This is a genomic window from Novosphingobium album (ex Hu et al. 2023) (genome assembly GCF_022832385.1).
In the GTDB taxonomy this organism is placed as follows: domain Bacteria; phylum Pseudomonadota; class Alphaproteobacteria; order Sphingomonadales; family Sphingomonadaceae; genus Novosphingobium; species Novosphingobium album.
Map to the genome: position 1 here is coordinate 78,775 of NZ_JALHLE010000027.1, position 25,521 is coordinate 104,295.

The window sequence follows — 25,521 nt, forward strand, 5'->3', positions numbered from 1 at the left end:
ATTTTTAGAACTCCTTGCATAGACGGCTAATTTGTCAGGACAGGTCGGTTTGGCTAGTGGCGGGGGCACGGAAATGGATAAGCAAGAGAACAAATCCGCGGTCAAACGCGAACCCACGCCAATTTGGCGCCGCATTGCAGGCGCCGTCTGGATCGCGCTGGTAGCCCTCTATTTTTTCTGGGAAGCCTGGACTTACTCGGGCACCTTCGCAAAATTGTCGGAATGGCAATTCGGCAATTTCAACAAGAGCTGGCCGACCGTTACCTACGCAGGCTTGGTGTTGCTATTTTCATTGCCCGGCATGTTGCTGCTCAGGCGACGGAAGAACAAGAGCCCCCAACCCGACGACGACGCCAGCCTGGATGAAGCCGGAACCGCCGCCTCGGAGCTTGCAATCGCATTGAAGCGCGCCACAGGCCTGCGCAAGCTCTTGTTCTATGTGGGTGCGGCTTCAGCAATTTCCGCATTCGTTTCTCTCGCCGGCCTGTTGTTCCTTCCGGGATTCGGCCCGGCCCAGCAGGTTATCACAGTAGGGACCGACACCGATGGCAAGATCGCGAACGGCCCGACAACGCTGATCGGGCGCGCCATCCTGTCCAGAACCGCCACCATGGGACAGGATTTCATCATTTTGGACAAGGAGGCTCGTTTTGCCCCGATCATGCCGAAAGATGATGATGGAGCGGTCCGGTATTTCGTTCAGCTAACACCTGCGGAAACTGCCGGAGCCCGGAGCAACGATCGCTTGATCAAGGTATCCGGAGTGCTGCTGCGCAACTCACTGCCCGGCCCCCTCCTGAGGCTTTACCGCAACGTCGGCATTTCAGTGAACGACACGCACTACGTCCTGTATCGCTACCCCGCGACTATGAGGCGACCCTATATTCTGAACGCAATACAGATGGGCGTGGTCGCACTGATTATGTTCATTCTGTGGTGGTTCCAGAACCGCCACATCCGAAAGAAACTGATGCGGCCCACACCTTGACACGAACGAGCCGAAAAACACTTCATCGGCATCAGCCTGACGGCGCCCGAGGCAAGTCGCATTAAGATCAACAGGCACCGAATCTTCTGGCGTGACATGCTCTGCAAATACGCAATGGTTAACGCCTGACTAACCAACCTCGAATACTGAATTTAGAACGTCGTCCTTCATGACAATGGACCATGTTCTTGTCATTCGAACTTCGATTCTGGACATTCGCGGCCGCCATGGCCGTGACCTCTGCATCTACCGTCGCCGTAAGCAGCGCGGTGCAGGAGGCGGAGCCCACGCCAATGGAGCCTGTTGCTCACGCCGCGATGCTTGCCCCGGCACGGCCGGAAATCCCCACGGCGCCAGGTGGCAGCAAAATCATGCGGTCAGTTGATGGCATGTTTTATCTCAGGGGCGCATCGAACGGTCGAAGCGTACGTTTTCTGGTCGACACCGGGGCCAGCGTGACTGTCCTGACAAAGCAGGATGCCCTGACCCTCGGCGTAGACATCAACCAAGGCACGCCAGCCAGCAATCTGGCGACGGTGGGCGGGCAGGCCAGGGCGTTCCAGACCAGGCTCAAGAAAGTGACCGTGGCCGGGCGAACGATTTCTTCCTTGAGAATCGCGGTCGTCGATGGCGGGATCAATGTCTCGCTACTGGGACAGAATGCGCTTTCGCAACTCGGAAGGGTTACCTTCGAGAAAAACGTCATGACTCTCCATTGACTGGATTATCAATCGCCTGAACCGGCAGGCCTTGACGTAATTGCTCCGGGCGCCCTCAGGCGGGCGTGGCCCGCCGCTTTGATCGACGCGCCACCCAACCGGAAAAACCGATACCAACCAGCATGATGGCCCATGTTTCCGGTTCCGGAAGCGGCTCGGTCGGCGTTGGAGTCGGCTGCGCAGGCGTAAACGGCGGAGACAGCTCACCACCCTCCGACGGCGCCTGCCCGCCACTCGTCCCCGGGTTTCCGCCGGAAGTACCGCCCGGATTGCCCGATCCAGCACCATTCGGCGCGCCACTCCCCGGCAATCCTGCCTGCGGACTGGAACCGATTGGCAATCCCGGACCACCTTGAGGACCAACCAGACCAGGCGCGAGATTGGCGTCAGTGCCGCCGGCACCCTCGCCGGGCAATGCATTTCCGCCCCTGATGAACCGAGCAGCCGGCGCCAAACGGCGGCCACCGCCAACCAGAGGATCACCTGCGAACGCAGCGAACGCAGATCCGCCCAGCTGCTGCTCCTGGATGGCGGCAGCCAGATCACCCGGCGCAAACAAAGCGCGCACGTTGCTCACTGCCGCACTCGCCGTCAGCATCGAGCCGACCATGATAGAAAGAATTATCCGCCTGCGCCGGTTTTCACTCGTCAGACTCATTCCCGTCGCCATCTCAAATTTCCCGCGAGGCGCCACATGGGCCGTCAACTAATATGCTGGCCTTAATTGAGCTTATATCCATATTCAATTGCCCAAAGACATTAAGGTGTCCGAAAATGAGAAACTGCGAAACAGTGATAATCACCGCCTGACCTCGCGAAACCGAGATGCTCCACATGCAATGCATGCCGGCGCCTCGTCGCTGATGCATCAGATCCTGGGCAGCACTCCGTCAGACACTTTGGCCTTGTCGCCGATACGGCCAAGCTTCCATTCGGCCACCAAGGATTTCAGTTCGCCGATCAGATCATCCGGAACCAGTGTGGCACAAACCGGATCACTGGCCCGAGCATGCGCGATAGCGCCGGCGATATCGTCATCGTTGCCAACCACAGACAAAAGACCGCGGTGAGCGAAAGCTTCGGCGATCTCCCACTGGTGATCGTCATAGTGCTCGCCGCGGGCAAAGCTGCGTGGGACAACAATGACGCGGCACCCCTGCTGCAGCGCCGTAATAATCGAACCCGTCCCTCCATGGCAGATCACGACTTCCGCACGGGCAAGGATGGAGTTCACCTCCTCGAATGTCAGCGTCGGGTGGACCTCGATCGATGGATCTATTTCGCACTTGAGCGGCTGCCCCGACTGCAGAATCACTTTTTCGGGAAGCAGACCGCTGCGCTTGGCCTGATCGACAAGACTGACCAGCCGTTCAAACGGCAGCGTGGCGCCGACCGTCGCAAAGGCCAGCGACTCCTTGGCAGGACGGGATTTATCCAGGCGCCGGAAAGGGTCGAACACCCATGACCCCGGCCAGTTGCGCCCGGCGTCCGCCGATTGCGCGACCCGAATGTGCGCGAGTGGCGCAGCGATCCGCGCGAAGGCCGATGGTCCTGCAAACCGGGCAAAGGAATCAATCAGAACGATCTTCGCGCCCAACATCCGTGCAAAGAGGACAGGAAAGTAGGACGACCCCGCCCCTGTTGTGATCACGACGTCCGGACGCTTGCCCCACATGATCCGCCACGACCGGAAAAAGCTCCGCAACGCCGCCATGAGCATCGCAACGGGCTTGCCCAGTCGAGCCTGCCCCAAAGCGACATGCGGAATGAAATACACGGGATGCTTCGCCGCGAGCGCACGCGTAAGCGCAGTATCCTCGGTTACAAAAAAATATTCGGCGGACGACCAGAACGGCTCGAGATCAAGCAACTGGCGAACATGCCCGCCGCCGGACGCAACCAATGCAACACGCACGCCGAATAACCTCAATTCCGCGACAAGAGAAATGCGCCGCAAATAGCGCCGCAACGCCCTTCAAATGCGAACATCTCTGAGTACAAACGACATTCCGGTACGGACGTCCCTGCCTGAGCAAGCGATCGAACCGTTTTGCACCGCAGCATAAAAATGCCTCTCATGTCAAGCTTCTGCAAAGCTCAGACTAATACGCAAGCAAAGCCGCCTGCATGGCGCAGGTTGCCATACCCCCATGATACTTAGATGTGATTTCAGAAATGCTAATTGTACCAAATTGAGACTCACATCCTGCAAGGCATGCAATTATTAACAAACGCCGTTATCATTCAACGACTCAAAAACCATTAATGGCTGACCGCATTCACGCTGCCTCACAACATAACGCAGCAACGGTTCCGTTGAATGGTGCGACAGTCGACATTATCCAGCCTTTCGGTCCGGCTCGAACCAAACAGAAACAACAAGGCAACGGCCTGGAAAGATCCCACCCTTGCCTCAACCTTACGAAGATCAACTCATTCATTGATACCAAACCTATCGAAGGATAGGCCCACAGACCCCGTATTGCCATATTGAACGACATAATGCCACTAAGGTCTGGTCGTATCGAAATGAGCCAACCTCACACGACATCTAAAAACTCGCACACAGCACACAGTATGAATATTAAATCCACTAAAATTAGTAGAAATACATAATTTCACGGCACATGAATTTAATTATATTGATTTTATATGGACTTTTTAATATTGATTTTTATGATTTACAAAAAAATTCAAACACTTGACGAACTTTTTTGGTATATTATAAAATATAGTAATAGATATTATTTATCTGATTTACTTTTAATGAATTTTTCATTGTTTTCTGAAATTCCTTTAGACTAATTTTTATTTTCATTGGACTTTCGAGTGGCGCAACTTGAAGAAACCCGCACCCCTTTAGAGGGAAATATTTTTATTGCGCCGCAACAATTTATTCGAGAGACAATGTGAAGAGCTGCGCCGGGCTAAAAGTTCAGATCGGCGCCATCAAAAATGGTGGGACAGTTAATTTCTATGAGTAAGAAGGTTCTGGTTTCCGGCGGTGCGGGCTTCATTGGTTCTCATATCGTAGACCGCCTGACGAAGCGTACCGATCTGGACTCGATTGTCGTAGTCGACAACTTCTGGACGGGTGTGCGCGAAAACCTTGAGCACATCTCCGATCCACGGCTTCATCTGGTTGAAAGCGACGTAGAGACTTTTGCGACCGACATGCGCTTTGATGAAGTCATCCATCTCGCCTCGCCGGCGTCGCCGCCCTGGTACATGCGGGAGCCTGTGCGCACCATCAAGGCGAACCTGATGGGTGCTCTCAACTGCGTGGACAAGCTCGTCCCGGGCGGACGCATCAGCTTTGCGTCGACGTCGGAAGTCTACGGCGATCCCTTGATCACCCCGCAACCGGAAAGCTATCGCGGCCAGGTCGATTGCACAGGGCCCCGCTCTTCCTATGACGAGAGCAAGCGCTGCACCGAATCGCTATTGTTCGAACTCCGCCGGACCAGTGATATCGACTTGCGCGTCGTGCGCCTCTTCAACGTCTATGGGCCTCGCACCCGCCCCGACGACGGCCGCGCCGTCTCGAATTTCCTTAGCCAGGCGCTAACCAACGGCGAACTGACAGTCTACGGTGACGGACTTCAATCGCGCAGCTGGGGCTATGTGGATGATATCGTCGACGCGCTCGAGCGGTATTTCTGGGCGGATTCCATTGCCTATCCGGGGCCGTTGAACGTCGGCAATGACGAGGAAATCCCGGTGATCGACATCGCGCGCTATATTGTAAAGCTCGTCCCGGGTGCCCGCCTCGCGATGTGCCCGCCGATTCCGCAGGACCCGACCAATCGGCGGCCGGACCTGACACTGTGCCGGCAGATTCTTCCCGGCTGGCATGCAAATATAAATTACGAGGATGGAATCGCCCGGACACTCAAGTGGTTCGCCGATAAAGTGACGAAGGGCGCAAGGACCGATGCGCCGTCACCAGTCAGGCTGGCGGACGGCGGGTCCGCGCAAGAGGAAGTCACGAACGCCCAAAGCTAAGTCAGCCGGTTTTCCGGATCCCGTCCAGCACGAAAATTACCGCCGTACTGCACCTGACGTCGGGTGCCGGTGGCAATTTTTCCGTGGAACCTGCTTCGCCCGGGGCAACAATGGCACACCTTCAAGGTGACTATTGCGGATGTGGCTCCACGGCCTAGTTTGTGCAGTTGCGCGCCATCGAGAGACAGGACATCACGGTATATGAACCCGGTCGTTACGGTCGTCGTTCCTGCATATAACGCGGAACAGACGATCATTCGGACACTGGCTTCCATTCAAGCGCAGACGATCGGGGATCTGGACATCCGCGTAGTGGATGACGGGTCAGAGGATGCTACCGGCCAGATCATCGGGAGCCTTCAGGCTCAGGACCCGCGTATCATCGGGCTGCGACAAGAGAACTCGGGCGTGGCGACCGCCCGAAACACGGGGATGGCAGGCGCTCTGGGCCGGTTTGTGGCATTCTGCGACGCCGATGACATCTGGCATCCCCAGAAACTCGAACGTCAGCTTGCGGCCCTTGCCACGGATCCGGCCGCGGGGCTTTGCTACCCCTGGTATCGCCGCATCGACATGCAGGACCGCGTGCTGCCCGGCTCTCCCGCCCCCCTCGTCGAGGGGCGTGTGCTGCACCGGCACCTCGAATGGAATTTCATATCGAATGGAAGCTCGGTGCTGGTACAGACGCCGCTGGCGCAGCGTACCGGCTTCGAGCCAGGCTTGCGGTCTGCCGGGAACCAGGGGTGCGAAGACTATCTGTTCCAGCTCCAGATCGCGCAGGCCAGCCGGTTCGTCTGCGTGCCGGCTTTCCTTGTGGGTTATCGCATCAGCACACAGAGCATGTCGCGTGGGGTCGATCGCATGATCCGGTCGCATCTGCAAACCTACGAGATCATGGAAAAGCGCCTTCCGCCCGACCGTGCGCTCTTGCGCATCCTCAGCCGGCGCCGCGCGAAATTGCTCATCGAGCTGTTTCGCAATCGCCTGCGCCGCTCGGATCCGCGAGGTGCGGCGAAGGCATTTGCTGGCGCGGTACGCGCCGCCCCGGACCTTGTGCCGCGCTTCCTGCTGGAGGAATTGCGCGAGGCCAGCGCGCGTGCACGCCGGACGGTACCAGCGGCCGATACTGACAGGTTTCCGCCGCTTCGTCACTTTCAGGACTTTGGTGCGGAAGAACGGGACGGGCCGTGGCACCCCCGCCGTTCAGCCGATTACATGGAGTGGCTCGCCAAACTGGACATGGCGCAATTGTCCGAGGGCGCGGAGCCGGGCCAGTACGCCTGAACTCCTCAGAACAAGGCGTTTGCCAGCTGAAGGGCAGAATCAGCCAGCGACGGGCTTGCGCGCGCGTTTCACGGGAACCTTGCGCCCCTGCCCCCAGCGGCTCATGCTGAAAATCATCACCTGCAGCCAGTCGAGCGGCCTCCGCAGCCAGACATAAAGCAGCGCATGAACCACAATCGCCGAGCTGAAAATGCCCACAAACAGGAAGGGCGTTTCGTACGTCGGCATCCCGGCCAGAATGCCAGGGTAGAGCGTAAGCAGAACCCAGCCATGAAGCAGCAGGATCGGAAGAGATGCCTGCCCGAAAAACAGCCCCACCTTGCCTATGAGCATGCCAGCTGAACGCTGTGCAGCCCAGATCAGGAACACGGCGAAGAACAACTGCTGCGGGACATAGACGAAGATCGAACCAAATTGGCCAATCATCGGCTGCGGAATGAAATGAAGATCGCATTCCCAGCAGGGGCCGGTCCTGAACAGGCCATGGCGGTTGATGAGCGAAAGCAGAACGGAAAGAACCAGCGCCGCCAGCGCGGCCACGTTCGGAATGGCCTTGCCATGGGGCATTCGCATCCCGATCAGAAAGAACAGCGTCGCGGCCGGCCAGTTCCGCCATTCATAGATGTTGTCCGGCATGCCGAACTTCCTGGACAGCCAGATGAGACCGGCGAGGACCGCGCTGATCGCAATGAAGCTGATCCAGGAGCGGAGGAAGGCGTAGGCGAACAGGCGGGCCATAGCCAGGGCGATGAAAAACCAGGCGACGAAACTCGAATAGCCGACCCCGTAGACGATCGGCCGGGCAAAAGCTTTCACCGCGTCCCATGCACTGGGGTAGCCCTGGCCCGCCAGCAGTATGGCAAAACCCAGGATATGGGACGCAAGGGCGAAGAGAAGCAGCGCAACCGAATGCCGCAGAACCGGTTTGAAGCCCTTTTTCGCAAGTGCCGGCGCGGCCATGCCGCTGAGCAGGAAAAACGCGGCGACATTGGGGGCCAGCAGCTTGAGCTGATAAAGCACGGCCCAGGCGTTGCCACCCATGTGAATTGCCACACCGAACATGGCATGGATGTAGAACACACAGATCAGCAGATAGCCGCGGGCAACTTCCAGGGTCCGGGCTAGGCTATCGGTCTGTGACTGGCGCATGATGCCATTGCCCAGAACGTCACCCGCGAGACGCCGGGTACTTTCCAGCCAGATCATCCGGTTTGGCCTAGCGTCCAACCAACCGCATCCATTGCCGCTGGCTTTCATGAAGCTGCGCAGTGAAGTCGGTTACGCCGACCATGCCAAGCGCCGCAAGCTTGTCCCATTCGGCCACCCCCCCTCCAAAAGCCGAAGCCGCCAGTACCGGCGCGAGCTTGCGGATGACATGAGGTTGCACAAGCTGTGACCGCAGATGATGGGCGTTCCACGGCTCCGCAGCAGGCGCGTAGGGAAGCACGGCAATCTCACGGTCCCCATGACGAATCCGAACGGTTGCCGGGCGGCGCTCGGCAAGAAGCGCTTCCGCGCGTTCGATCCCCTGTGCCAGGTCCAGATCGAGAGGCTGTACTGCAACCCCGCCTGTGCCTTCGCCACCAAACCGCGCAAAATCGCGCCCCAATGCCTCGATGCTGCCGCGCTGGTAACAGTAGAGCCGCAATTGCCGGTCCAGCCAGCGCCGGGGCCCAACAAGGCCGGCGCGCTCCAGCAGCCGCAGCATTTTGGGGCCGGCTGCCATGACGGCTCCATCGAACAGACCCAGACGCGGCAACAGCAGCTTGCGGAGGCGGCTTGTCCAGTTAGGTCTCCGCAGCTGGCGTGACGCAGCAAGCAGATGCGCCAGTTGGGGGTGCTTGAGCGCCATCAGCGCATCGGAGCGGCCTTCCTCCTTGGCGCGTCGCAAGGCGCTGCCGGGCGTCGTCGTCAGGTGTTCCTGATGCCAGCCCAGTGCTTGCGGCGCGTAGATGAACGGCACCCCGTGCTCCATCAGGCGTACTCCGAGTTCCCAATCCTCCCGCGCCTTCGCGAACTGCGAATCAAGGCCGCCGACCTCCTCCCACAGGGCACGGGAAAGCGACAGGTTGCCTGTCAGCAGGTCGCAGTAGGTGAACCTGTGGCCGCGCGCTGCCAGCCCATCGAAATGGGCTGTCCACCAGCGGCGTGAATCCAGACGAAAGCGATCCCCCGATGCCACCGGCTCCGGCGGATAAGCTCCCAGGACGGCGGCGCCGGGGCGGGACTGGTGCGCTGCAGCATGCGCTGCGACGAAGCCCTCGGTCGGGATAACGTCATCGTCGAGGAACAGCAGCAATTCGCCCGCCGCCTCGGTAACGCCCGCGTTGCGGGCCATGGCCGGCCCCACTCCCGGCAGTTCGACGATCCTGAGCGGGAAGGGATCAGAACGCCCCGCCAGCATTGCCGGCGATCCGTCGCGGCAGCCATCGAGCACGACCACGACTTCGAACCGCACAGTCACGTCCGCCTGTCTGGCCAGCGCGTCAAGCACTTGCGCCAGCAAGGTCTGCCGGTTGTGCGACGGTATGATCACACTGATGACAGGGGTGTCTGGTAAACTGTCCATCCTATGCCTGCCTGGCTTTCTGGCGGGCGCGCAGGTATCCACCCGGCCCGGCACAGGCGCCGCGCGTCTGGACGACCGGAATGCGGAACGGAAGATGGCCCCCGCCCGTTTTCCTGGCAGAACGGAGCAGCGCCGGAATCTGGTAGCGCCACCATCTGACAATACGCGCCAGGGCACGCGGATTACGCTCGAACAGCAGGGCCTTGGTCAGGATCGCGAAGGAACCGCATTCGTAGCCGTAGATCTGCCGTTCCAGTTCCTCCATCGACCGGCGGTGCCGGTGCCAGTTCATCGCCTGCGGATCATAGACGATCTTGTAGCCCGCCGCGAGCAGCCGCCGGAAGAAGTCGGTCTCATCACCGGCCTGTGCGGTTGTCCCAGCCCCCAGAGCGAGATCGAACCTTCCGACGATATCCGCAGCGGACCGGCGGACAGCGAAATTGACGCCCGCACCGGCCTTCCAGCTGTCGAACGGGTCGATAACGACCGCATCATATGTCACGCGCTTGAAACCGCGCCCGAAGCCTCCGAGCTTCTGGAAGGCAACCTGCGCTTCGCTCTCCAGTTCCAGTGCCATTGTCAGCCCGGTGGCGGCCATCACCAGCGGATCATCAAAATTGCGCAGCAGACAGGAGATCCAGTCCGCATCAGGCACGGCGTCATCGTCGATAAAGGCGATAATCTCACCTTCGGCCTGATCGAATGCGGTGTTGCGGGCGTAATCAAGCCCCGGCCTGGGTTCCACAACATACCGCACAGACGGATACTGCGCGACCACGTCACGCGTAGCGTCCGTCCTGGGCGCGTTGTCGACGACGACGATGGGCGGCTGGATGGACATGGCCAGCAGGCCATCGAGGCATCGCTTCAGGTCATCCGGCCGTTCGCGCGTGCAGATGGCGATCGCGACGCTGGGTTGCCGGTGCGGAATGGGCTCAGCCGCCGGTACGCCCATTTCCCGGGCCACCCAGCGCTCCCAGAACGACGAGTTGGCGGCCTGCGCCAACTGACGTGCCAGGGGAATGTCGGGATCGTACTGATCGTACCAGACGACAGCCTGACCGCAGGGCAGCCCGTCGAGGCGCAGAAGCACGACAGCGCCATCGTATCCTTCCGGCTGGTCAAGCTGCTCCGGGAGGGTGTCGAAATCGAGGTCAAGGACCGACAGCCTCACACCACACCTTTTTCGGCCAGGTCCGGTGCCACGCTGGCCTCTGCCTGCCATTGCACCGGCGGGTTCAGCAGGCCCTTGGCTGGACGCGAGCCGATTATCCGCAAGGGATAGACTTCGGCATGGTAGTCATAGACCTCGTTCCAGTCCGCCGAGAAGAGACCGACCGTCACGCGATATTGCGCCGGCGTGAGGTCCAGGCGGCCGATCGACACCGTAAGCTTGCCGCCGTGCACGGGCACCAGAACGCTTTCAAGCTGCGTGTTCGTTTCGAAGCAGCAGGTATTATCCTCGGCGTATATGCCCAGGACGGCAATGGCCTCCTCCACCTGAGGCATCGCCTGAAATTCGAATGTCACGTGCAACGCATCGCCGCTGCGGATCGCCTCGACCGGCTCACCGGCACTGTCATGGAAGACGACCTTGCCGATCTCCATCTTGCCCGAGCCATAGCGGTTGACCTCATCTTCCAGGCGCGGATCGGTTTCCTGCACCGGCAACAGATGAGGGTGGCCATCGGAGACCTTGGACTCTAGCGTCGCAGCGTATAGCGCGAGCGTCTCCTGCCTCGGCCCGTAGGCGACCACACGGCCGGCCTTCAGGAACAGGACATCGTCACACAGGGAGTCGATCTGCTCGACGTCGTGAGACACAAGGAAGATCGTGCAACCCGTCGCGCGAATTTCAGCGACGCGGGCGAAGCACTTGTGCTGGAACGCCTTGTCACCCACGGCAAGTGCTTCGTCGATGAGCAGGACTTCCGGCTGGGTATGGATCGCAACAGCAAAGGCAAGCCGCATGCGCATGCCGGTCGAATAGGTGCGAACCGGTGCTTCGATGTGCTCTTCAAGCTCTGCGAAGGCCACAATCGTCTGGAACTGCTCATCGACTTCGGATCGCAGCATCCCGGCGATCACACCCAGAAGATAGATGTTCTCGCGGCCGCTGAGATCTTCGGTCAGGCCCGCGCCAATATCCAGCAAGGCACCGATACGGCCCGCGACACGGATGCTGCCTTCGTCTGGCCGGCCCACGCCGCCAATCAGGCGCAGGAGTGTCGATTTTCCGGCACCGTTCAGTCCGACCACGCCGACCGACCGGCCGCGCGGAACCGTGAAGCTGACGTGCCGCAGGCCCCAATACCCGGCCTCGCGCCCGGCCTGCTTCGCAGAGCGCCCGGACAACAGGTAACCCTTGAGCGTCGTGGGGCGGCCGGCGTTGCGGCTGCGGTAGTACTTACCCACGTCCTGTACGACAATCGCGCCTTGCTTCATATCTCATCCACGAAACGGAAGCTGACCTGCCGAAAGACCCACCCACCGCCAATCAACAGCGGGATGGCGACGCACAACAACTTTACGACCATGATCCCATCAGGAAATGTATGACCTATGAAAACGTCGCGATAGCAGTTCAGCAGCCAGGCAAAAGGGTTAAGCTCTGACAGGAATGCAAACCTGTGCGCGGCATCAAGCGGCCGATAGAAAACCGGCGTAACGTAGAAGCCCAGCATAACGCCTATTCCCACGATGTGCTCGACATCACGAAAATAGACATGCGCGGCTGCGGCCAGATAGCAAATGCCCAGCGTCAGCAGGAACTGCACGATGATGATCATTGGCAGGGCGAGTATCGCGGGGCCCGGCAATCCCGTCTGGATAAAGGCGCACAGCAGCAGCAGCGGCAGCGCGAGCAGGAAGTGCACCCCCTGACTGATGATCGTGAGCACGGGCAGCAGGAACACAGGGAAACCGGGACGGCGAACCAGTTCCTTGTTGCTGGTAACTGCGATGGTAGACGAGGTGAGCGAAGTATTGAACCAGCTCCACGTCAGCACCCCGGTGAACACGAAGGTTGTGTAGTTATCGATGTTGAGCGGCAACACGGAGCTGAACACGAGCGAAAAGATCAGCAACTGGCTCAACGGCTTCATCAGCGACCAGCCCAGACCAATCGCGGAACGCTGATAACGGATCTTGAGATCCCGGCTGACCAGTTCAAGCAGCAAATCGCGCCAATGCAGGGCGCTGCGCGAATGCAGGTTCACTTGTTACCCCCTCATTTCGCCCGGATCGGCTTGTACGCTGGCTGCCGTGAATACTGGCATCGTGAAATACAAACTCCGTTCTCGCGCGATAAAGCCGCAGCACTCTGATTTCGACTGACTTATAGCCATTACGCCGCAGTGCACAATTTTTTTAGAAACCTTTCAAAGTCCTGCTATCGTGACGCACCGTTTCAGTTCTTGCGCCGCGCATGTTGCATTTGACGCAACAAAGACGCACCACACTGGAGACACGATGCCTTCCGTTTCCGTTATCATACCTGCCTATAACGCTTCCGCCACCATCGATCGCACAGTCGAAAGCCTGCTCCGGCAGACCATGCCGGACTGGGAGGCATTGGTAATAGACGACGGCTCGACCGACAGCACCGCCACGACTGTCCAGCGTCATGCCGCGCAAGATCCTAGAATCAAGTTAACTAAGCAGAAAAATGCCGGCGCCAGCGCCGCCCGCAACACAGGCCTGGCCGGTGCACAAGGAACGTGGATCCAGTTCCTTGACGCGGACGATGAACTCTCGCCGGATCATTTCGCAGTAATGCTGGAAGCGGCGCAGGCCGCACCGCAAGCTGGCCTTCTCCATTGCGGATGGCGGCGCATTCGCGATAACGCGCCGTGGTGGACGGCACACCCGGCCGAGCAACTCGACAATCCGTTTGCCGTCACGGCACGGTCCTGCCCGTTTGCCATTCACGCCGCGTTTACCCGCAGCGAAACCATCCGCTCCGCCGGGGGCTTTGATAGCACGCTGCGGATCTGCGAGGATTGGGACCTGTGGCAGCGGATTGCCCGCATGGGCACGGTGTTCCGGGCGGTACCCGATCTTTGTGTCGACGTGCATGTCCGCGCCGGCTCGTTGTCCAGCGACCTGATACGGCACCTTGAGGACGGACTCCGCGTGGTGCGGGTTGGCCACCAGGCCGATCCGCGGATCAACTGTGCCGCGCCCGCCCATGCCGAAGGAGAACCCGCCGCCGGATTGCAGGATGCCGTCTGGTCGCATGCCCTGTGGGTGGCGGGCGCTGCCATCGGCCGGAATATCGATCCGGTTGCAGTCCTGGCGCGGGTGCCCGAACCCCTCGATCCAAGCCTTGATGCCGGCATGGCAAGCTCCATTCTCGAAGATGCCATGGTCGTAGGCGCCTTCGCGACTAGTCCGCCATGGCCCGAGCTGTGGCCGCGCGTCGATGCGGGCGTACGGCAACTGGCAAACTGGCTTGATGAACAAGACCAGGAAGCAAACCTGGGCAGCCGGATCCTCTCGGTCCTGTCGATGCGCATTCTGGATCAGGTGGGCGGGACGCGCCCGCTGACCATAGGCAGTGCACACCTCGAGGTCGTCGACCTTGGTTGCGCAATTCGCAACATCAGCCAGCCCGGGTGCGAACGCCTGCGCTGCGTTGTCCTGTTTCAGGACAGAGAGCTGTGTCGATTTGATGCGGCCATCTTCGGGGGAATGTCCGGCGAAGCGCTTGCGGCCGCCATTCGGGCCCGGGTCGATTCGGCTGCGTTGCGAGAAGATCTGGCCCGGCTTCGCCTCAGACAGGGGCCGCTCAGGCGCTGGAAAGGCCGGTTCCGGTCGCGACACAACACAATCCGGCTATGGCGGGCTTATGCGCGCGCTTGCCTGAAGCGCGACACGCGGGCGGGCCGCTGGCCTTACGCCAACGTGCTCGACCTCCTCTACGATGCCGCCCCGGCCTATCCGGGCCTGCAGGCGCTGGACGGCGAGGTCGAACGGATCATCGCCGAAGAATGCGAAAAGGCCCGCAGCCAGAAACCGGCACATTCCGATGAGGCCCGGAACCTGAAATGGGGGATACCCGGCAAGGCCATCGACTACGCAGAAGAGGCCTTCTGGGAACATCTCTACAGCGACGAAAACCCGTGGGACTACAAGGGCAACGCCTACGAAGCCATGAAATATGGCCAGACTTTGGCGCTGACCGGCGGACGCCGGTTCGGGCGTGCGTTGGAGCTGGCATGCGCCGAGGGTGAATTCACGAAGCGCCTTGCAGAAGTGTGCGACGAGGTGCTCGCCACCGATATTTCGGAAGCCGCGGTCGAACGGGCAGGCAAAGCCCTGTCCGCATATCCCGGCGTCACGGCCCGCCGCCTGAACCTGCTCACCGATGATATCCCCGGCACCTTCGACCTCATTGTCTGCAGCGAAGTGCTCTACTATCTGCCCGATCTTGATGCGGTGTGCGCCTTCGCATCGAAGGCAGCACAACACCTCAACCCTGGCGGTCTGCTGGTGATGGCGAACGCGAACCTGCTCGTCGACGACCCCGACGTGACGGGATTCAACTGGGCGCACACCTTCGGCGGAAAAACGATCGGGGATGCTTTCACATCCGAGCCAGCGCTTGCACTGACGAAAGACGTCCGCATGCCGCTCTACCGCCTCCAGTGCTTTGAACGGGTTGCCGCCGATGCACCGCCTGCGCCCGAAATTCGGGATGGTAACATGGCGTATCCGCTGCCCCGGCGTATCGCGGAGCAAGTGGTGTGGCGAGGTGGACGTCAGGCCCCCGTCGCCAGCAGCTGGAACCCGTTCCCTGTCCTCATGTATCATCGCATTGCCGACGATGGGCCTGAGAACCTAGCACAATGGCGCACAAGCCCCTCAGCGTTCGCCGCACAGCTGGCCTGGCTGAGGGACAACGGGTTCACCGGAATTACGCTGGAGCGGCTCCACGCAGTGTTTGCCGCGGGAGAGCCCCTGCCTGAACGCGCGGTGGTTATCACGTTCGACGATGCAACCCGTGATTTCATGGACAGCGCATTGCCGTTGCTCCATCGCTTCGGTTTTCCCTCGGTTCTCTACGTTCCCACCCGCGCCGTCGGAAAGTGCGCGGATTGGGACAGCCGACATGGTCCCCCCGCGCCGATCCTGGACTGGACCGAGATCGCATCGCTTGCGTATTGCGACGTGACGATCGGCGCCCACAGCGTCCGGCATGTTCCGCTTACCGGCATGTCACCCGAAGAGCTGGTCCGCGAGATGGCCGGATCCAAAGCTATTCTGGAGGCAAGGCTGGAACGGGAGATAACATCCTTCGCATACCCCTTCGGCGCGTTTGACCCGGCGATACGCGGCATGGCCGCCCGCTGCGGATACAGCTCCGCGGTCACCTGCGTCGACGGCCTCGTCAACGCTGATGCCGACGCGCTGGCGCTGTGCCGTCAGGAAGTGCGAGGCGGCATCGGGCTGGATGAATTTGCAGTCCTGGTCGGACGCTAGCCTTCGAAAATACTGCCAACCGAAAATCGGGACGGTGTGCTTTCTGCTGCGGCGCTCGCCGCCTGGCTGTTGCTTGCCTTCCGGCCCACGGGGATTCGCCAGCGCAGCGCTTCGAATGCCGTCGCCGGCGCCGTGCCCAGGATCATGCCAAGGGCCACCGCCGGCGATCGGGCCGCGGCAATCGCTGCTAGTTGGAACACCACGCCGATCTGGCGGCGGTGAACGGCACGGCGCGCGGTCCAGTTCGCATAGGCGCGCAACCCCTTTCGGATCAGGCCTTTCTTTTCAGGATGCTTTGCCTTCATCTCGTCAAGCACCATGATCCATGAGCGGAGCATGCGGGGCAGGTTGGCGGACATGGCATTGGGCAGTTGCCGGTATCCGATCTGGTAATCCTCGACGACCGCGAACTCGTAGTGCTCCGCCACGCGGCAATAAAAGAGAATATCCTCACAGCCCTGGGCACTGGCATCGAACAGCGCCGGCTCATATCCGTTGGCCGCTGCGATCGCTTCCCGGCGGGCCAGCACCGCGCTGCCGTTCCCGATGAAGTTGTTGATGAGCAAGGTGTCCAGCACGGCACCGGCAAAGGTCGGCCCCTCCCCCCGGTAGGTCACACGATTGCCGTCATCGATCATAACATACCAGGAATAGACCAGCCCGGCGCGAGGGCCCGCGGCCTGAAGCGCGGCGTACTGGCACGCGATCTTGTCTTGCGTCCACAGATCGTCAGCGTCCACGAAGGCGATGATGTCGGAGCGGGCCTGATGCCAGCCGTTGTTTCGCGCCCTGGCAACTCCGGCGTTCTCCTGCCGCACGAGCCGTATCCGCTGATCATCAGCAGCGAACTGCTCCACGATCCGGGCCGTGTCGTCGCGCGATCCGTCATCGACAACGATGATCTCGAGAGCACTGTAAGTCTGCGCCTGCACAGAACGAAGCGTCTGAGCAATCGTATCCTGCGCGTTGTAGGCCGGGATGACGACACTGATCAGGGGAAGGCTGGGATCACCAGTCATGGTTCAGGGATTTCCTTGCCGCAGCGCAGCAGTTCGGGGGGACATTCGACACATCAGCATTGCACGTTTCTTTTACAGCTTTGGAGTAAATTGTTGATGAGCGTTGGCATGTCTGCGTATCAGGACACCGGTAAGGTGAGGCACCTGGATTTCGCGCGTGCAACAAGAACATTACGGACCTGTGGCGGCTGACGGCCGTTCCGGGCCGATCTTCCAACAGATCGTGTGGATTCGGGCCGAATGATAGCGAAACTGAAGCAGCACTTTCAGCCACTGGCTGCACTGGCCATTCGCGGCAGTTCGGTTCTTGCCGGCTTTTTTGTCACATTCTACATCGGCCGCACGCTGGGGCCACAAGCCAACGGCGTTTACGGCCTGGTCACCCAGACCGCGATGTTCCTTTCCGTCATCGCAGTGGGCGGACTGGACATGGCCTCCGTTCGCGAGCTGTCCCGTACGGTGGCATTGCGAACATCAATTGACCGGTACACTTATGTACGGGTGGTCGGATGGTCGATGCTGATCGCGCTGGCCATCAGCTGCGTTCTCTTGCTGGGCGGCCATAAAGTGTCGCACTTGCTGATGAAATCCGACCAGTCATTCTCAATGACCGTCCTGCTGGCCGTGATTTTCGTGTCCAGAACCCTGACGCGTATCATGAGCGCCATCCTGCGATCCCAGAAATCGTTCATTTTCGGCCAGTCGATCGAAGTTCTGTTCATCCCGGTGGCGGTCAGCCTGGTCTTGTTGACCGGAACGCTTCGCTCCGTGGAACAGATTCTGACATTTACCGCCTTGGCAGGAATCATCACCGGCGCAGGCGCCGTTCTGGCGGGCCTGCGTTACACGGTCTCGGACGGCACCGGGTTGCGCATTCCCTTCCGCGACCTGCTGAAGGTCGCCCTGCCTTTGTGGAGCGTGGCAATCGCGCTGAACATCGCCGACTGGTACAGCCTTGTCACGGTGGCCGGCGTCCTGGGAGTCTATGAGGCGGGGCTCTATCGCGTCGCCTATCAGGTGAGCAGCGTCCTTTCCATCATCACCGTCGGGCTGTACAGCGTGTTCTCCGCCCGGATAAGTGCCGCCCGGGCGGCAGGCGATTTGAAACGGATCGCACTACTGGGCCGCAGCGCAACCCGCCTTTCCCTTGCATTCGCAGCGCCCGTGCTGCTCACCATGTTTGTGTTTGCCCCGCAGATCCTGCAGCTTGTCGGAGACGAGTTCGTGGCCGGAGTCCCGGTGCTGCGGATCATGGCGGTTGTTCAGGCGATCTATGTGGCGACTGGCCCCTGCGGATTGACCCTGGCGATGTGCGGACAGGAACGGACCAATCTGGCGATTACGCTTACCAGCCTGGCGTTTCTTCTGATATTCGCTCCGCTCTCGGCGCGATGGGGCGGGCTCGCGGGCGTCAGCGTTTTCATCGGCCTGACCATGGCAGCACGCAACGTCGCCAGCTTCGTGGCCGTCCGCCACCTTACCGGCATCAATATCATAACCGGGCAGGTCAAGCCCGTGACGCGGAAAATCGTGCTATGACTTTGCTTATCCATCCCGGCTTCCACAAGACAGCGACAACCTGGCTGCAAAACGAGCTGTTCACGGATGCCCGCTGGTTCCGTATGCTAATGCAGCCGGCGGACGTGCAGAAGTGGATCGTGGGACCGCACGATTTTGCGTTCGATCCGGAAGCCGCCCGCCACGCGATATCGTTGCGCCGTGCTGAAGGCCCCAAGGCCGCGATCGATGTGATCAGCAACGAGAATCTCGTGGCCAACCCCTTCTTCGGCGCCCGGGAATCAAAGGCGTACGTGCAGCGCCTCCACGCGATTGCTCCGGAAGCGAAGATCTTGCTGACCGTACGCCGTCAATCGGCAGCCATGCGCTCGCTTTACCAGCAGTATATCAAGCGGGGCGGCTCATTGGCCGAAGCAGGCTTTTTCGATCTCAATGATACGTGCGAGCCCGGCTATTACGGCTTCGATCCGATCTGCCTGCGCTTTGACCTGCTGGCGGACGAATATGCCCGGGTATTCGGACCGGACAGCGTACTGGTCCTTCCGCAGGAGCTGCTGGCGAAGAACCCCCGCGCCTTTCTGGAAGCCATATTGAAGCACTGCGGTGTCCCCGGGCTCGCGGGAGATGAAATGCCGTCTACCAACATGGGGGCGGGCAAGAGTCCGCCGGATGGAGGAACGCCACTGCTGCGGCTGGCAAACCGGCTACGGCCGACTCCACTCTATCCGGATGCCCCCCGATCGCTGACACCGCTGGGCAATTTCCTGTATCGGCTCGCATATCATCAGCGCCTTTTTTCCACGCACTACCGCACGAAGCTTGAAACCGTGATCAGGGATCGGCTCCCTGCCGATTACGCATCGGGGAACCGCCGCCTGCAATCATACTGCCCCGTCGATCTGACGGACCTGAAGTACCCAATGGCAAATTCGACGCCCCAGCCGCCTACGCCTGACAACCGATTGGAAAGCCTTGGGTAAACTAGCTGTCTTTGCTATTGCCGGAGGGCTGATTCTGGCGGTCACGCTTACAGGGGGATGGATTTCTCTGGGAGGTCAACCCATGTCGCTTCTTGTGTTCATCGCAGCCTCTGCGGCCACCGCCACTCCTGCCACGCTCGATACCATCATCGCCAATGCGCGCGCAGGAGAGAAAATTGTCCTCGCCGCTGGTGACTACGGGAAAATCTCAATCCAGGGCAAGAAATGGCTCCAGCCCATCACTTTGGACATGGGCATGGCCCGGGCCACGCTCGAGGTTACGAATTCGCAGGGGGTGCGCATTGTCGGCGGCAGTTTCGGCAGGGTGAACACGGGGTATGCCATTCACGTCCGCAACAGCCGCAACATCGAATTTTCCGCCGTGCACATGACCTCCGCAACGCGCGGGTTAGTCATTGCCCAGTCTCAGGATGTTAAAGTCACGCGGGCCGAGATCGACAACATGACGATCGACGGCATCAACATCGGTTCATCCCAGCGCATTACCGTAACTGACAGCACATGCCGCAATTTCAACACCGGGGAGGCGCACCCGGACTGCATCCAGATGTGGTCTTCCCCCAAGCGGGGCATTACCCAGGATGTGAAACTGTTACGCAACCGGTCCGATGGCGAGATGCAGGGCTTTACGGCCTTCAACCACATCCGCAACGGCATCGACGACGGCGGGTTCGATCGCATCACCATATCGGACAACTGGATACGCGCGTACCGCGTGAACGGTGTCGCGGTTTATGACTGCCGCCATTGCGTCATCACCAACAATGTAGCCGTAATGCCTGACGACGCGCAGAACAAAGTCATGGTGCGCGTCTTCCGCTGCACCGACTGCACCGTGGAAGGCAACGTGGACGCAGACCGCCCGCGGGCACGCTGAACCTGGATCCTCAGGCGACGGCGTGCCCCCTCGACACCTTTGCGGCGCCCTGCCCGGATCCTGCCGACTGAACCACCTATAGACCGAATATTAACCATCGTCCGCTAGCTTCCCGGTCGCATGGCTGTGTCCACAGCAGGGCGCGGCGATGCTCCGGGATGACGCGGGTCGCCCGGGGAACTGGCAATCATCAGGGCTCGTCTGCGCACTGTTGCACGAAGGTTATAGTTGGAAATGGCCGCAACTTTTGAGGAGCGCGCAAACAAACCGCTGGATCAGGTGCTCCAGAAAGCACGATCCGGTCTTGTTACCGTCGCTCTGCTCAGCATCGTTCTCAACATCCTGCTGCTGGGCGGCTCGATCTACATGATGCTGGTGTACGACGAAGTGCTGCCCAGCCACAGCCTTCCGACATTGTTCGGATTGCTGCTGATGATCACGATGATCTATGCGTTCCAGAGCTTCTTTTACGTCTTGCGCAGCAACATCCTGTCCAAGATCGCGGCATCGATGGACCTTGAACTCGCTCCCCGCATCCATCAGTCGATCAGCCACCTTTCGGTCAACGGATACAGCGCGGTCGAAACGATGCAGCCCGTCCGCGACATTGACCAGGTCCGGTCCTTCCTGGCCTCCCCCGGACCGGCGGCCCTCATCGACCTGCCGTGGATTATCCTGTTCCTCGTATTCATAACAATGCTGCATATCTGGCTCGGCACAGCGGTTCTGGCCGGCGTCGTCATCATGATCGCGCTGACCGTGCTCAACGCACGCCTGTCCGCCAGTGGCATTCGTGAACTCGCCGCGATATCGGCAACCCGTTCCGCTGTAGCCGAGGCGAACCGCCGGCATGCCGAATCCCTGAAGGCACTGGGCATGGAAGGCCGGACCAACGATCAGTGGCTTTCCATCAACGCGCACTACCTGGAAAAACAGCAGCATTACTCGCGGCTTGCGGGACTTCTGAGCGGGGTCAGCAAGGGCTTCCGCCAGTTTCTGCAGTCAGCCGTGCTGACGGTGGGCGCCTTGCTCGTTATCCGCGGCGAAGCTTCGGGCGGCATCATCTTCGCCAGTTCGATATTGTCCGCGCGCGCGCTCGGCCCGGTCGATCAGGCCATCGCAAACTGGCGCGGCTTTGCATCGGCACGCGATGCCTGGCGCCGTCTCAACGGACTGATTGCCCGGCTTCCGTCCTACGGCGAATTCACCAGATTGCCCGCGCCCAAGGACAGGCTGTCGGTGGAGGACCTCACGCTCGGCCCGCCCGCAGTGGGCCGGCCAACGCTGCGCAACATCAACTTCGCACTATCGGCAGGCAGCGGCATCGGCATCATTGGCCCCAGCGGTTCTGGCAAGTCCACTCTGGCCCGCGCCCTGACCGGGATCTGGCAGCCGATCGCTGGCCATGTGCGGCTCGATGGCGCGGCCATCAAGCAATGGCACCCCGATGATCTGGGGCGCCACGTCGGTTATCTGCCGCAGGACGTCCAGCTTTTCGACGGGACGATCGCCCAGAACATCGCCCGCTTCGACCCTGCCGTACGCAGTGAACAGGTCATCGCTGCGGCCAAGGCCGCCAACGCGCACAACATGATCGTCCAGCTTCCGCTCGGCTACGAGACGCCCGTGGGCTCTGACGGACTTGCACTGTCCGGCGGGCAGCGCCAGCGTATTGCTCTCGCCCGGGCCCTGTTCGGCGATCCCTTCCTGCTGGTACTGGACGAACCCAACGCCAATCTCGACAACGAAGGCGACATTGCCCTGATCCAGGCGATCAGGAGCGCGCGGGAGCGAGGGGCCATCGTGGTCGTCGTGGCGCACCGTCCGGTCGTACTGGATGCCCTCGATCACATTCTGTTCCTCAATAACGGCCAGGCTCGCGATTTCGGGGCGAAAGACGAAGTCCTTTCCCGTGTGCTCCAGCCTGGTTCGCGCCAAACGCCCGCCGTCCGCGTTGCCGCATCGGCCTGAAATTCCTGTCAGGAAACACTCATGTCCACGATGTTGATGGAAGTCACCACGGCCAGGCAGGCCCTGCAGGCTGCCGACCAGATGCGCGAAAGCATGGCGGGTTCGGTGCGCACCGCCACCCTTTCGGTCTCGGTCTTCGTAGTCGGCATAGTCGGCGCGGCGGCTTTGCTGCCGATGGGCAGTGCCGTCACCGGCTCAGGACAGGTCCAGGCAGAATCGCTGGTCAAGCAAATCGCCCACCCCATGGGGGGCGTGATCTCGGAAATACTCGTCAAGGAAGGTGACCACGTCAAAAAGGGAGACGTGCTGATCCGCTTTGATTCGACAGTCAGCGGTGCCAACGCCGAATATGCGGGCATGACCGTCACGCAGTTGCTGGCCACCCGCGCCCGGCTTGAAGCCATTCAACTGGCCCGGCCTTCGATCGTCTTTCCGGACGAACTGGTGAACAGCAAGGATCCCGCTGCAACGCAGGCTATGGAAGATCAGCAGCGACTGTTCGAGCTGGACCGGCAGAAGAATGCCAGCATGCGCGGCCAGCTGACCCAGCGCATCGCACAATACCAGCAGGATATCGTTGCCAGCCGATCTCAGATGACGGCGACCAACCAGCAATATACCCTGATCGTCCCGGAGCGCGACGGCCTGCGCAAATTGTGGGAAAAGCGCCTGGTCTCCATCAACCGCCTCAACCAGCTTGAACGCACCGCGGTGGAACTGAAAGGCCAGTCTGCTTCGCTGTCGGCCCAGATTGGCCAAAGCCAGGCCCGGATCGGCGAGGTGCGCGAGCAGATCATCAATCTCGATCAGACCGCGCGGTCTGATGCCGGCACCCAGTTGATGGCCGTGAACGCGCAACTGAACGACCAGCGGGTCCGGGCAGCGTCAGCCAGCGACACGTTCGATCGCAGCACCGTGAGGGCTCCTTACGGCGGTGTCGTCGACAAGCTTGCGTTCAGCACTGTCGGCACTTTCATTCCGCCGGCACAGCAAATCGTAGAGATCGTTCCCGACAATGACCTGATGGAGGTCGCTGTACAGATCAGTCCGCTGGACATCGACCAGGTTCATGAAGGGCAGGCTGCGCGCGTACGCTTTTCTGCGTTCAGCGCACCCTCGACGCCCGAGATAACCGGCAAGGTCGTATTTGTATCTGCGGACCGGGCACAGGACCCCCGGACCGGGAGCAGCTACTTCCGCGCCCGTGTCAGGCTGTCCCAGGCAGACCTCAAGCGGCATGGTGCCATCGAATTGAAATCGGGCATGCCCACAGAAGTCTTCATCACGACGGGTAGCCGCACGATGCTCTCCTACATCACCAAGCCCCTGCGCGACCAGTTCGCCCGCGCGTTTTTGGAAAGCTGAGCGCCGGGGGCTTCCTGCCGGTTACTTGGTGGTGGTTGTCGTGATCAGATCGGTGATCTGCGTAATCCAGTCCGAACTGCCGCGCAGCTGGAAGGTATTCACATAGGACCAGGCACAGCTTTGTATGCCGATCGAAGCGAAAGCGTGGCTCACCGCCCCGTAATAGGTCGCACGCTGGTCCGTATCGATGATCTCGTAGGCGCCATATTCCCCGACGAACGGCACGCGGCCCGTCCGCGTGTAATAGTCAGTCACCAGCGCGAGATCCGCACTGAGATTGGCGTAGTCCGTATCGCTTCCGAAAGTCGTACCCAGAGGCGGCGTGGGAGTGATCCATGTCGCCCCCTGGTGCGTGAATTCCATGGGGTCATAGTAATGGAAGGTGGGAACGACATAGGGATCGTTCGGCATCTTCAGCGTCGCGAGAGAACTGATGTTGGACGTCGTTCCGCCTCCCATGATCACCAGTCGCGACGGGTTGGTGGTGCGAATGGCCGCCAGGGCCGGTTCATAGACATCAAGCAGGTTGCTGTTGGTCAGCGATCCGGTCGGTTCGTTCAGCAATTCGAACCAGACATTTGACGGGTAGGAAGCAAAGGCTGCGCCGATCTGCTGCCACATCGCGACAAAACGATCGAGCTGGCCCGCAGGATCGGTGCTCATTTCGCTATATGCATGCATGTCGATGATGACGTTCAATCCGGCATTGTTGGCAGTCGACACAACATGCTGAACCCGCGTCATGAACGTGGAATCGATCGTATAGGGCGATGTGCTGCCGGCATGTCCGGAAAAGCGGATCGGGATGCGAACGGTGTCGAACCCGCCCGACTTGATGAACGGGAAATCGGAATCCAGAATCTTGCGGCCCCAGTCGCCTTCGTTCGGGGCCTCCAGCTGATTGCCCATGTTGATACACTTGCCGAGCGGCAAGCTCGATCCAACCGAGGCGGTCAGCGCGGCGATCGGCGTATAGGGAAATGTCTGGGTTGGAGTGGGCGTCGGAGTAGGTGTGGGAGTTGGCGTCGGCGTGGGAGTTGGCGTAGCCGTGGCAGTCGATGTGGGCGTGGGAGTACTTGTCGTGCCCGATCCGCCGCCGCATCCGGTCAGCAGCAAGAGCGCTGCCAGCGGCCGCAAGAGTTCGTTACGCATTCCTGAATTGTCTCCTGCCGGGTTCCTGATTCACCTGCTAGTGCATTGTGGCCTGTGACACCATAGCGCGCCAGAATGGCGCGACACTGTTCCCGACCGGCCTGCGCCATCGAAAACCTGCCCGAAAACCCTCGAGCCATGGCGTCGCAACCACAAGCAGCATATCCGATTTGGGAATCGTGATGCAATTGTGTTCCGACCCGTTTCCACCGAGACACTCCTTGCGCCGGACCGGATGCCCAACCTGCCTGAAGGCCGCAGTCGGACCCGGAAAATGCTCGACTGCGACCTGCTCGTCGACGGTGTCAGCAAAACGATGGGCAATCATTCGTAAAGATTACGCGGCCGGGCTGTCTCAATTCTAAACAGCTGAGTCTGGCGCATAGCACCCTTCGTCATTCCTGGTGTAACCCTCAGCTGCAAATGGTTTTTGTGTTGCAGCACATACCCGTCGTTGCGGAAGTCCTGTCAGGATGCGGACTGATAATGGAACAGAGAGTGCACCACCAATGACCGCGCTCCTTGCGGTGCGTCCGCTGCCGGGGGAACAGACGGAAGTTGACGAGCTTC

19 protein-coding genes are annotated in these 25,521 nt (G+C 60.4%); 10 read left to right on the forward strand and 9 right to left on the reverse strand.

What is annotated here, in order from left to right; translation table 11 throughout:
* Window positions 1-73 precede the first annotated feature (73 nt).
* Window positions 74-988, forward strand: coding sequence for a hypothetical protein (locus MTR64_RS15930; protein ID WP_243995417.1), 915 nt, complete (start codon window positions 74-76; stop codon window positions 986-988).
* Window positions 989-1,176: 188 nt separating this feature from the next.
* Window positions 1,177-1,707 carry a retropepsin-like aspartic protease family protein gene (locus tag MTR64_RS15935; RefSeq protein ID WP_243995419.1) on the forward strand — a complete coding sequence of 177 codons (531 nt, stop codon included), beginning with the start codon at window positions 1,177-1,179 and terminating at the stop codon, window positions 1,705-1,707.
* 55 nt (window positions 1,708-1,762) lie between these two features.
* On the opposite strand, the gene MTR64_RS15940 is transcribed toward MTR64_RS15935, so the two are convergent.
* Both MTR64_RS15940 and welK read right to left on the reverse strand, forming a co-directional pair.
* A complete protein-coding gene (locus tag MTR64_RS15940) occupies window positions 1,763-2,365 on the reverse strand; it encodes a PEP-CTERM sorting domain-containing protein (RefSeq protein ID WP_243995420.1) in 603 nt (200 codons plus the stop codon).
* 210 nt (window positions 2,366-2,575) lie between these two features.
* Window positions 2,576-3,676: a beta-1,4-glucuronosyltransferase WelK gene (gene welK / locus MTR64_RS15945; protein ID WP_243995422.1), complete on the reverse strand. Its 1,101-nt coding sequence runs from the start codon at window positions 3,674-3,676 to the stop codon at window positions 2,576-2,578.
* 1,007 nt (window positions 3,677-4,683) lie between these two features.
* Here welK and MTR64_RS15950 point away from each other — a divergent pair.
* Together MTR64_RS15950 and MTR64_RS15955 are read left to right on the forward strand one after the other, a co-directional pair.
* Entirely contained in the window at window positions 4,684-5,712 is a 1,029-nt protein-coding gene (locus MTR64_RS15950; RefSeq protein ID WP_243995424.1) for an NAD-dependent epimerase/dehydratase family protein, read from the forward strand.
* A 201-nt stretch (window positions 5,713-5,913) separates the two neighbouring features.
* On the forward strand, window positions 5,914-6,996 hold the full coding sequence (locus MTR64_RS15955; RefSeq protein ID WP_243995426.1) for a glycosyltransferase family 2 protein: 1,083 nt from the start codon (window positions 5,914-5,916) through the stop codon (window positions 6,994-6,996).
* Window positions 6,997-7,035: 39 nt separating this feature from the next.
* On the opposite strand, the gene MTR64_RS15960 is transcribed toward MTR64_RS15955, so the two are convergent.
* From MTR64_RS15960 to MTR64_RS15980, 5 genes are read right to left on the reverse strand one after another with little or no spacing between them, the layout of a single operon-like run.
* Window positions 7,036-8,202 (reverse strand): hypothetical protein, encoded by a 1,167-nt coding sequence (locus MTR64_RS15960; protein WP_243995428.1) that lies wholly within the window; start codon window positions 8,200-8,202, stop codon window positions 7,036-7,038.
* 10 nt (window positions 8,203-8,212) lie between these two features.
* Complete coding sequence (locus tag MTR64_RS15965; protein ID WP_243995430.1) at window positions 8,213-9,565, reverse strand: glycosyltransferase family 2 protein; 1,353 nt, start codon at window positions 9,563-9,565, stop codon at window positions 8,213-8,215.
* Between the two features lies 1 nt (window position 9,566).
* Complete coding sequence (locus tag MTR64_RS15970) at window positions 9,567-10,739, reverse strand: glycosyltransferase family 2 protein (protein WP_243995432.1); 1,173 nt, start codon at window positions 10,737-10,739, stop codon at window positions 9,567-9,569.
* The gene (locus MTR64_RS15975) at window positions 10,736-12,010 is read right to left on the reverse strand and encodes an ABC transporter ATP-binding protein (protein ID WP_243995434.1); all 1,275 of its coding nucleotides are present in this window, start codon (window positions 12,008-12,010) and stop codon (window positions 10,736-10,738) included. The genes MTR64_RS15970 and MTR64_RS15975 overlap by 4 nt, the downstream gene beginning before the upstream one ends.
* Window positions 12,007-12,783: an ABC transporter permease gene (locus MTR64_RS15980; protein WP_243995436.1), complete on the reverse strand. Its 777-nt coding sequence runs from the start codon at window positions 12,781-12,783 to the stop codon at window positions 12,007-12,009. The genes MTR64_RS15975 and MTR64_RS15980 overlap by 4 nt, the downstream gene beginning before the upstream one ends.
* A gap of 253 nt (window positions 12,784-13,036) precedes the next feature.
* On the opposite strand from MTR64_RS15980, the gene MTR64_RS15985 reads away from it, so the two are divergent.
* A complete protein-coding gene (locus tag MTR64_RS15985; protein WP_243995439.1) occupies window positions 13,037-16,048 on the forward strand; it encodes a trifunctional glycosyltransferase/class I SAM-dependent methyltransferase/polysaccharide deacetylase in 3,012 nt (1,003 codons plus the stop codon).
* On the opposite strand, the gene MTR64_RS15990 is transcribed toward MTR64_RS15985, so the two are convergent.
* Window positions 16,045-17,067: a glycosyltransferase family 2 protein gene (locus MTR64_RS15990; protein ID WP_243995441.1), complete on the reverse strand. Its 1,023-nt coding sequence runs from the start codon at window positions 17,065-17,067 to the stop codon at window positions 16,045-16,047. The genes MTR64_RS15985 and MTR64_RS15990 overlap by 4 nt on opposite strands.
* Before the next feature lie 240 nt (window positions 17,068-17,307).
* Between MTR64_RS15990 and MTR64_RS15995 the strand changes: the two genes are divergently transcribed.
* The 5 genes from MTR64_RS15995 (at window position 17,308) to MTR64_RS16015 (ending at window position 23,799) form a co-directional block, all read left to right on the forward strand.
* Entirely contained in the window at window positions 17,308-18,606 is a 1,299-nt protein-coding gene (locus tag MTR64_RS15995) for a lipopolysaccharide biosynthesis protein (protein WP_243995443.1), read from the forward strand.
* A complete protein-coding gene (locus MTR64_RS16000) occupies window positions 18,603-19,565 on the forward strand; it encodes a sulfotransferase (RefSeq protein ID WP_243995445.1) in 963 nt (320 codons plus the stop codon). Before MTR64_RS15995 ends, MTR64_RS16000 begins: the two co-directional genes overlap by 4 nt.
* Before the next feature lie 82 nt (window positions 19,566-19,647).
* Window positions 19,648-20,463, forward strand: a complete 816-nt coding sequence (locus tag MTR64_RS16005) for a right-handed parallel beta-helix repeat-containing protein (RefSeq protein WP_243995447.1) — start codon at window positions 19,648-19,650, stop codon at window positions 20,461-20,463.
* A 234-nt stretch (window positions 20,464-20,697) separates the two neighbouring features.
* The gene (locus tag MTR64_RS16010) at window positions 20,698-22,434 is read left to right on the forward strand and encodes a type I secretion system permease/ATPase (RefSeq protein WP_243995449.1); all 1,737 of its coding nucleotides are present in this window, start codon (window positions 20,698-20,700) and stop codon (window positions 22,432-22,434) included.
* 21 nt (window positions 22,435-22,455) lie between these two features.
* Entirely contained in the window at window positions 22,456-23,799 is a 1,344-nt protein-coding gene (locus MTR64_RS16015; RefSeq protein ID WP_243995452.1) for an HlyD family type I secretion periplasmic adaptor subunit, read from the forward strand.
* A 21-nt stretch (window positions 23,800-23,820) separates the two neighbouring features.
* Here the strand turns inward: MTR64_RS16015 and MTR64_RS16020 are convergent, their stop codons facing one another.
* The gene (locus tag MTR64_RS16020) at window positions 23,821-24,951 is read right to left on the reverse strand and encodes a glycoside hydrolase family 5 protein (RefSeq protein WP_243995454.1); all 1,131 of its coding nucleotides are present in this window, start codon (window positions 24,949-24,951) and stop codon (window positions 23,821-23,823) included.
* Window positions 24,952-25,521 lie beyond the last annotated feature (570 nt).

Coding starts and splice junctions, on each gene's coding strand:
- MTR64_RS15930 (WP_243995417.1), top strand. CDS start 74: ATGGATAAGCAAGAGAACAAATCCGCGGTCAAACGCGAACCCACGCCA.
- MTR64_RS15940 (WP_243995420.1), bottom strand. CDS start 2,365: ATGAGTCTGACGAGTGAAAACCGGCGCAGGCGGATAATTCTTTCTATC.
- MTR64_RS15950 (WP_243995424.1), top strand. CDS start 4,684: ATGAGTAAGAAGGTTCTGGTTTCCGGCGGTGCGGGCTTCATTGGTTCT.
- MTR64_RS15955 (WP_243995426.1), top strand. CDS start 5,914: ATGAACCCGGTCGTTACGGTCGTCGTTCCTGCATATAACGCGGAACAG.
- MTR64_RS15960 (WP_243995428.1), bottom strand. CDS start 8,202: ATGATCTGGCTGGAAAGTACCCGGCGTCTCGCGGGTGACGTTCTGGGC.
- MTR64_RS15965 (WP_243995430.1), bottom strand. CDS start 9,565: ATGGACAGTTTACCAGACACCCCTGTCATCAGTGTGATCATACCGTCG.
- MTR64_RS15975 (WP_243995434.1), bottom strand. CDS start 12,010: ATGAAGCAAGGCGCGATTGTCGTACAGGACGTGGGTAAGTACTACCGC.
- MTR64_RS15985 (WP_243995439.1), top strand. CDS start 13,037: ATGCCTTCCGTTTCCGTTATCATACCTGCCTATAACGCTTCCGCCACC.
- MTR64_RS15990 (WP_243995441.1), bottom strand. CDS start 17,067: ATGACTGGTGATCCCAGCCTTCCCCTGATCAGTGTCGTCATCCCGGCC.
- MTR64_RS15995 (WP_243995443.1), top strand. CDS start 17,308: ATGATAGCGAAACTGAAGCAGCACTTTCAGCCACTGGCTGCACTGGCC.
- MTR64_RS16000 (WP_243995445.1), top strand. CDS start 18,603: ATGACTTTGCTTATCCATCCCGGCTTCCACAAGACAGCGACAACCTGG.
- MTR64_RS16005 (WP_243995447.1), top strand. CDS start 19,648: ATGTCGCTTCTTGTGTTCATCGCAGCCTCTGCGGCCACCGCCACTCCT.
- MTR64_RS16010 (WP_243995449.1), top strand. CDS start 20,698: ATGGCCGCAACTTTTGAGGAGCGCGCAAACAAACCGCTGGATCAGGTG.
- MTR64_RS16015 (WP_243995452.1), top strand. CDS start 22,456: ATGTCCACGATGTTGATGGAAGTCACCACGGCCAGGCAGGCCCTGCAG.
- MTR64_RS16020 (WP_243995454.1), bottom strand. CDS start 24,951: ATGCGTAACGAACTCTTGCGGCCGCTGGCAGCGCTCTTGCTGCTGACC.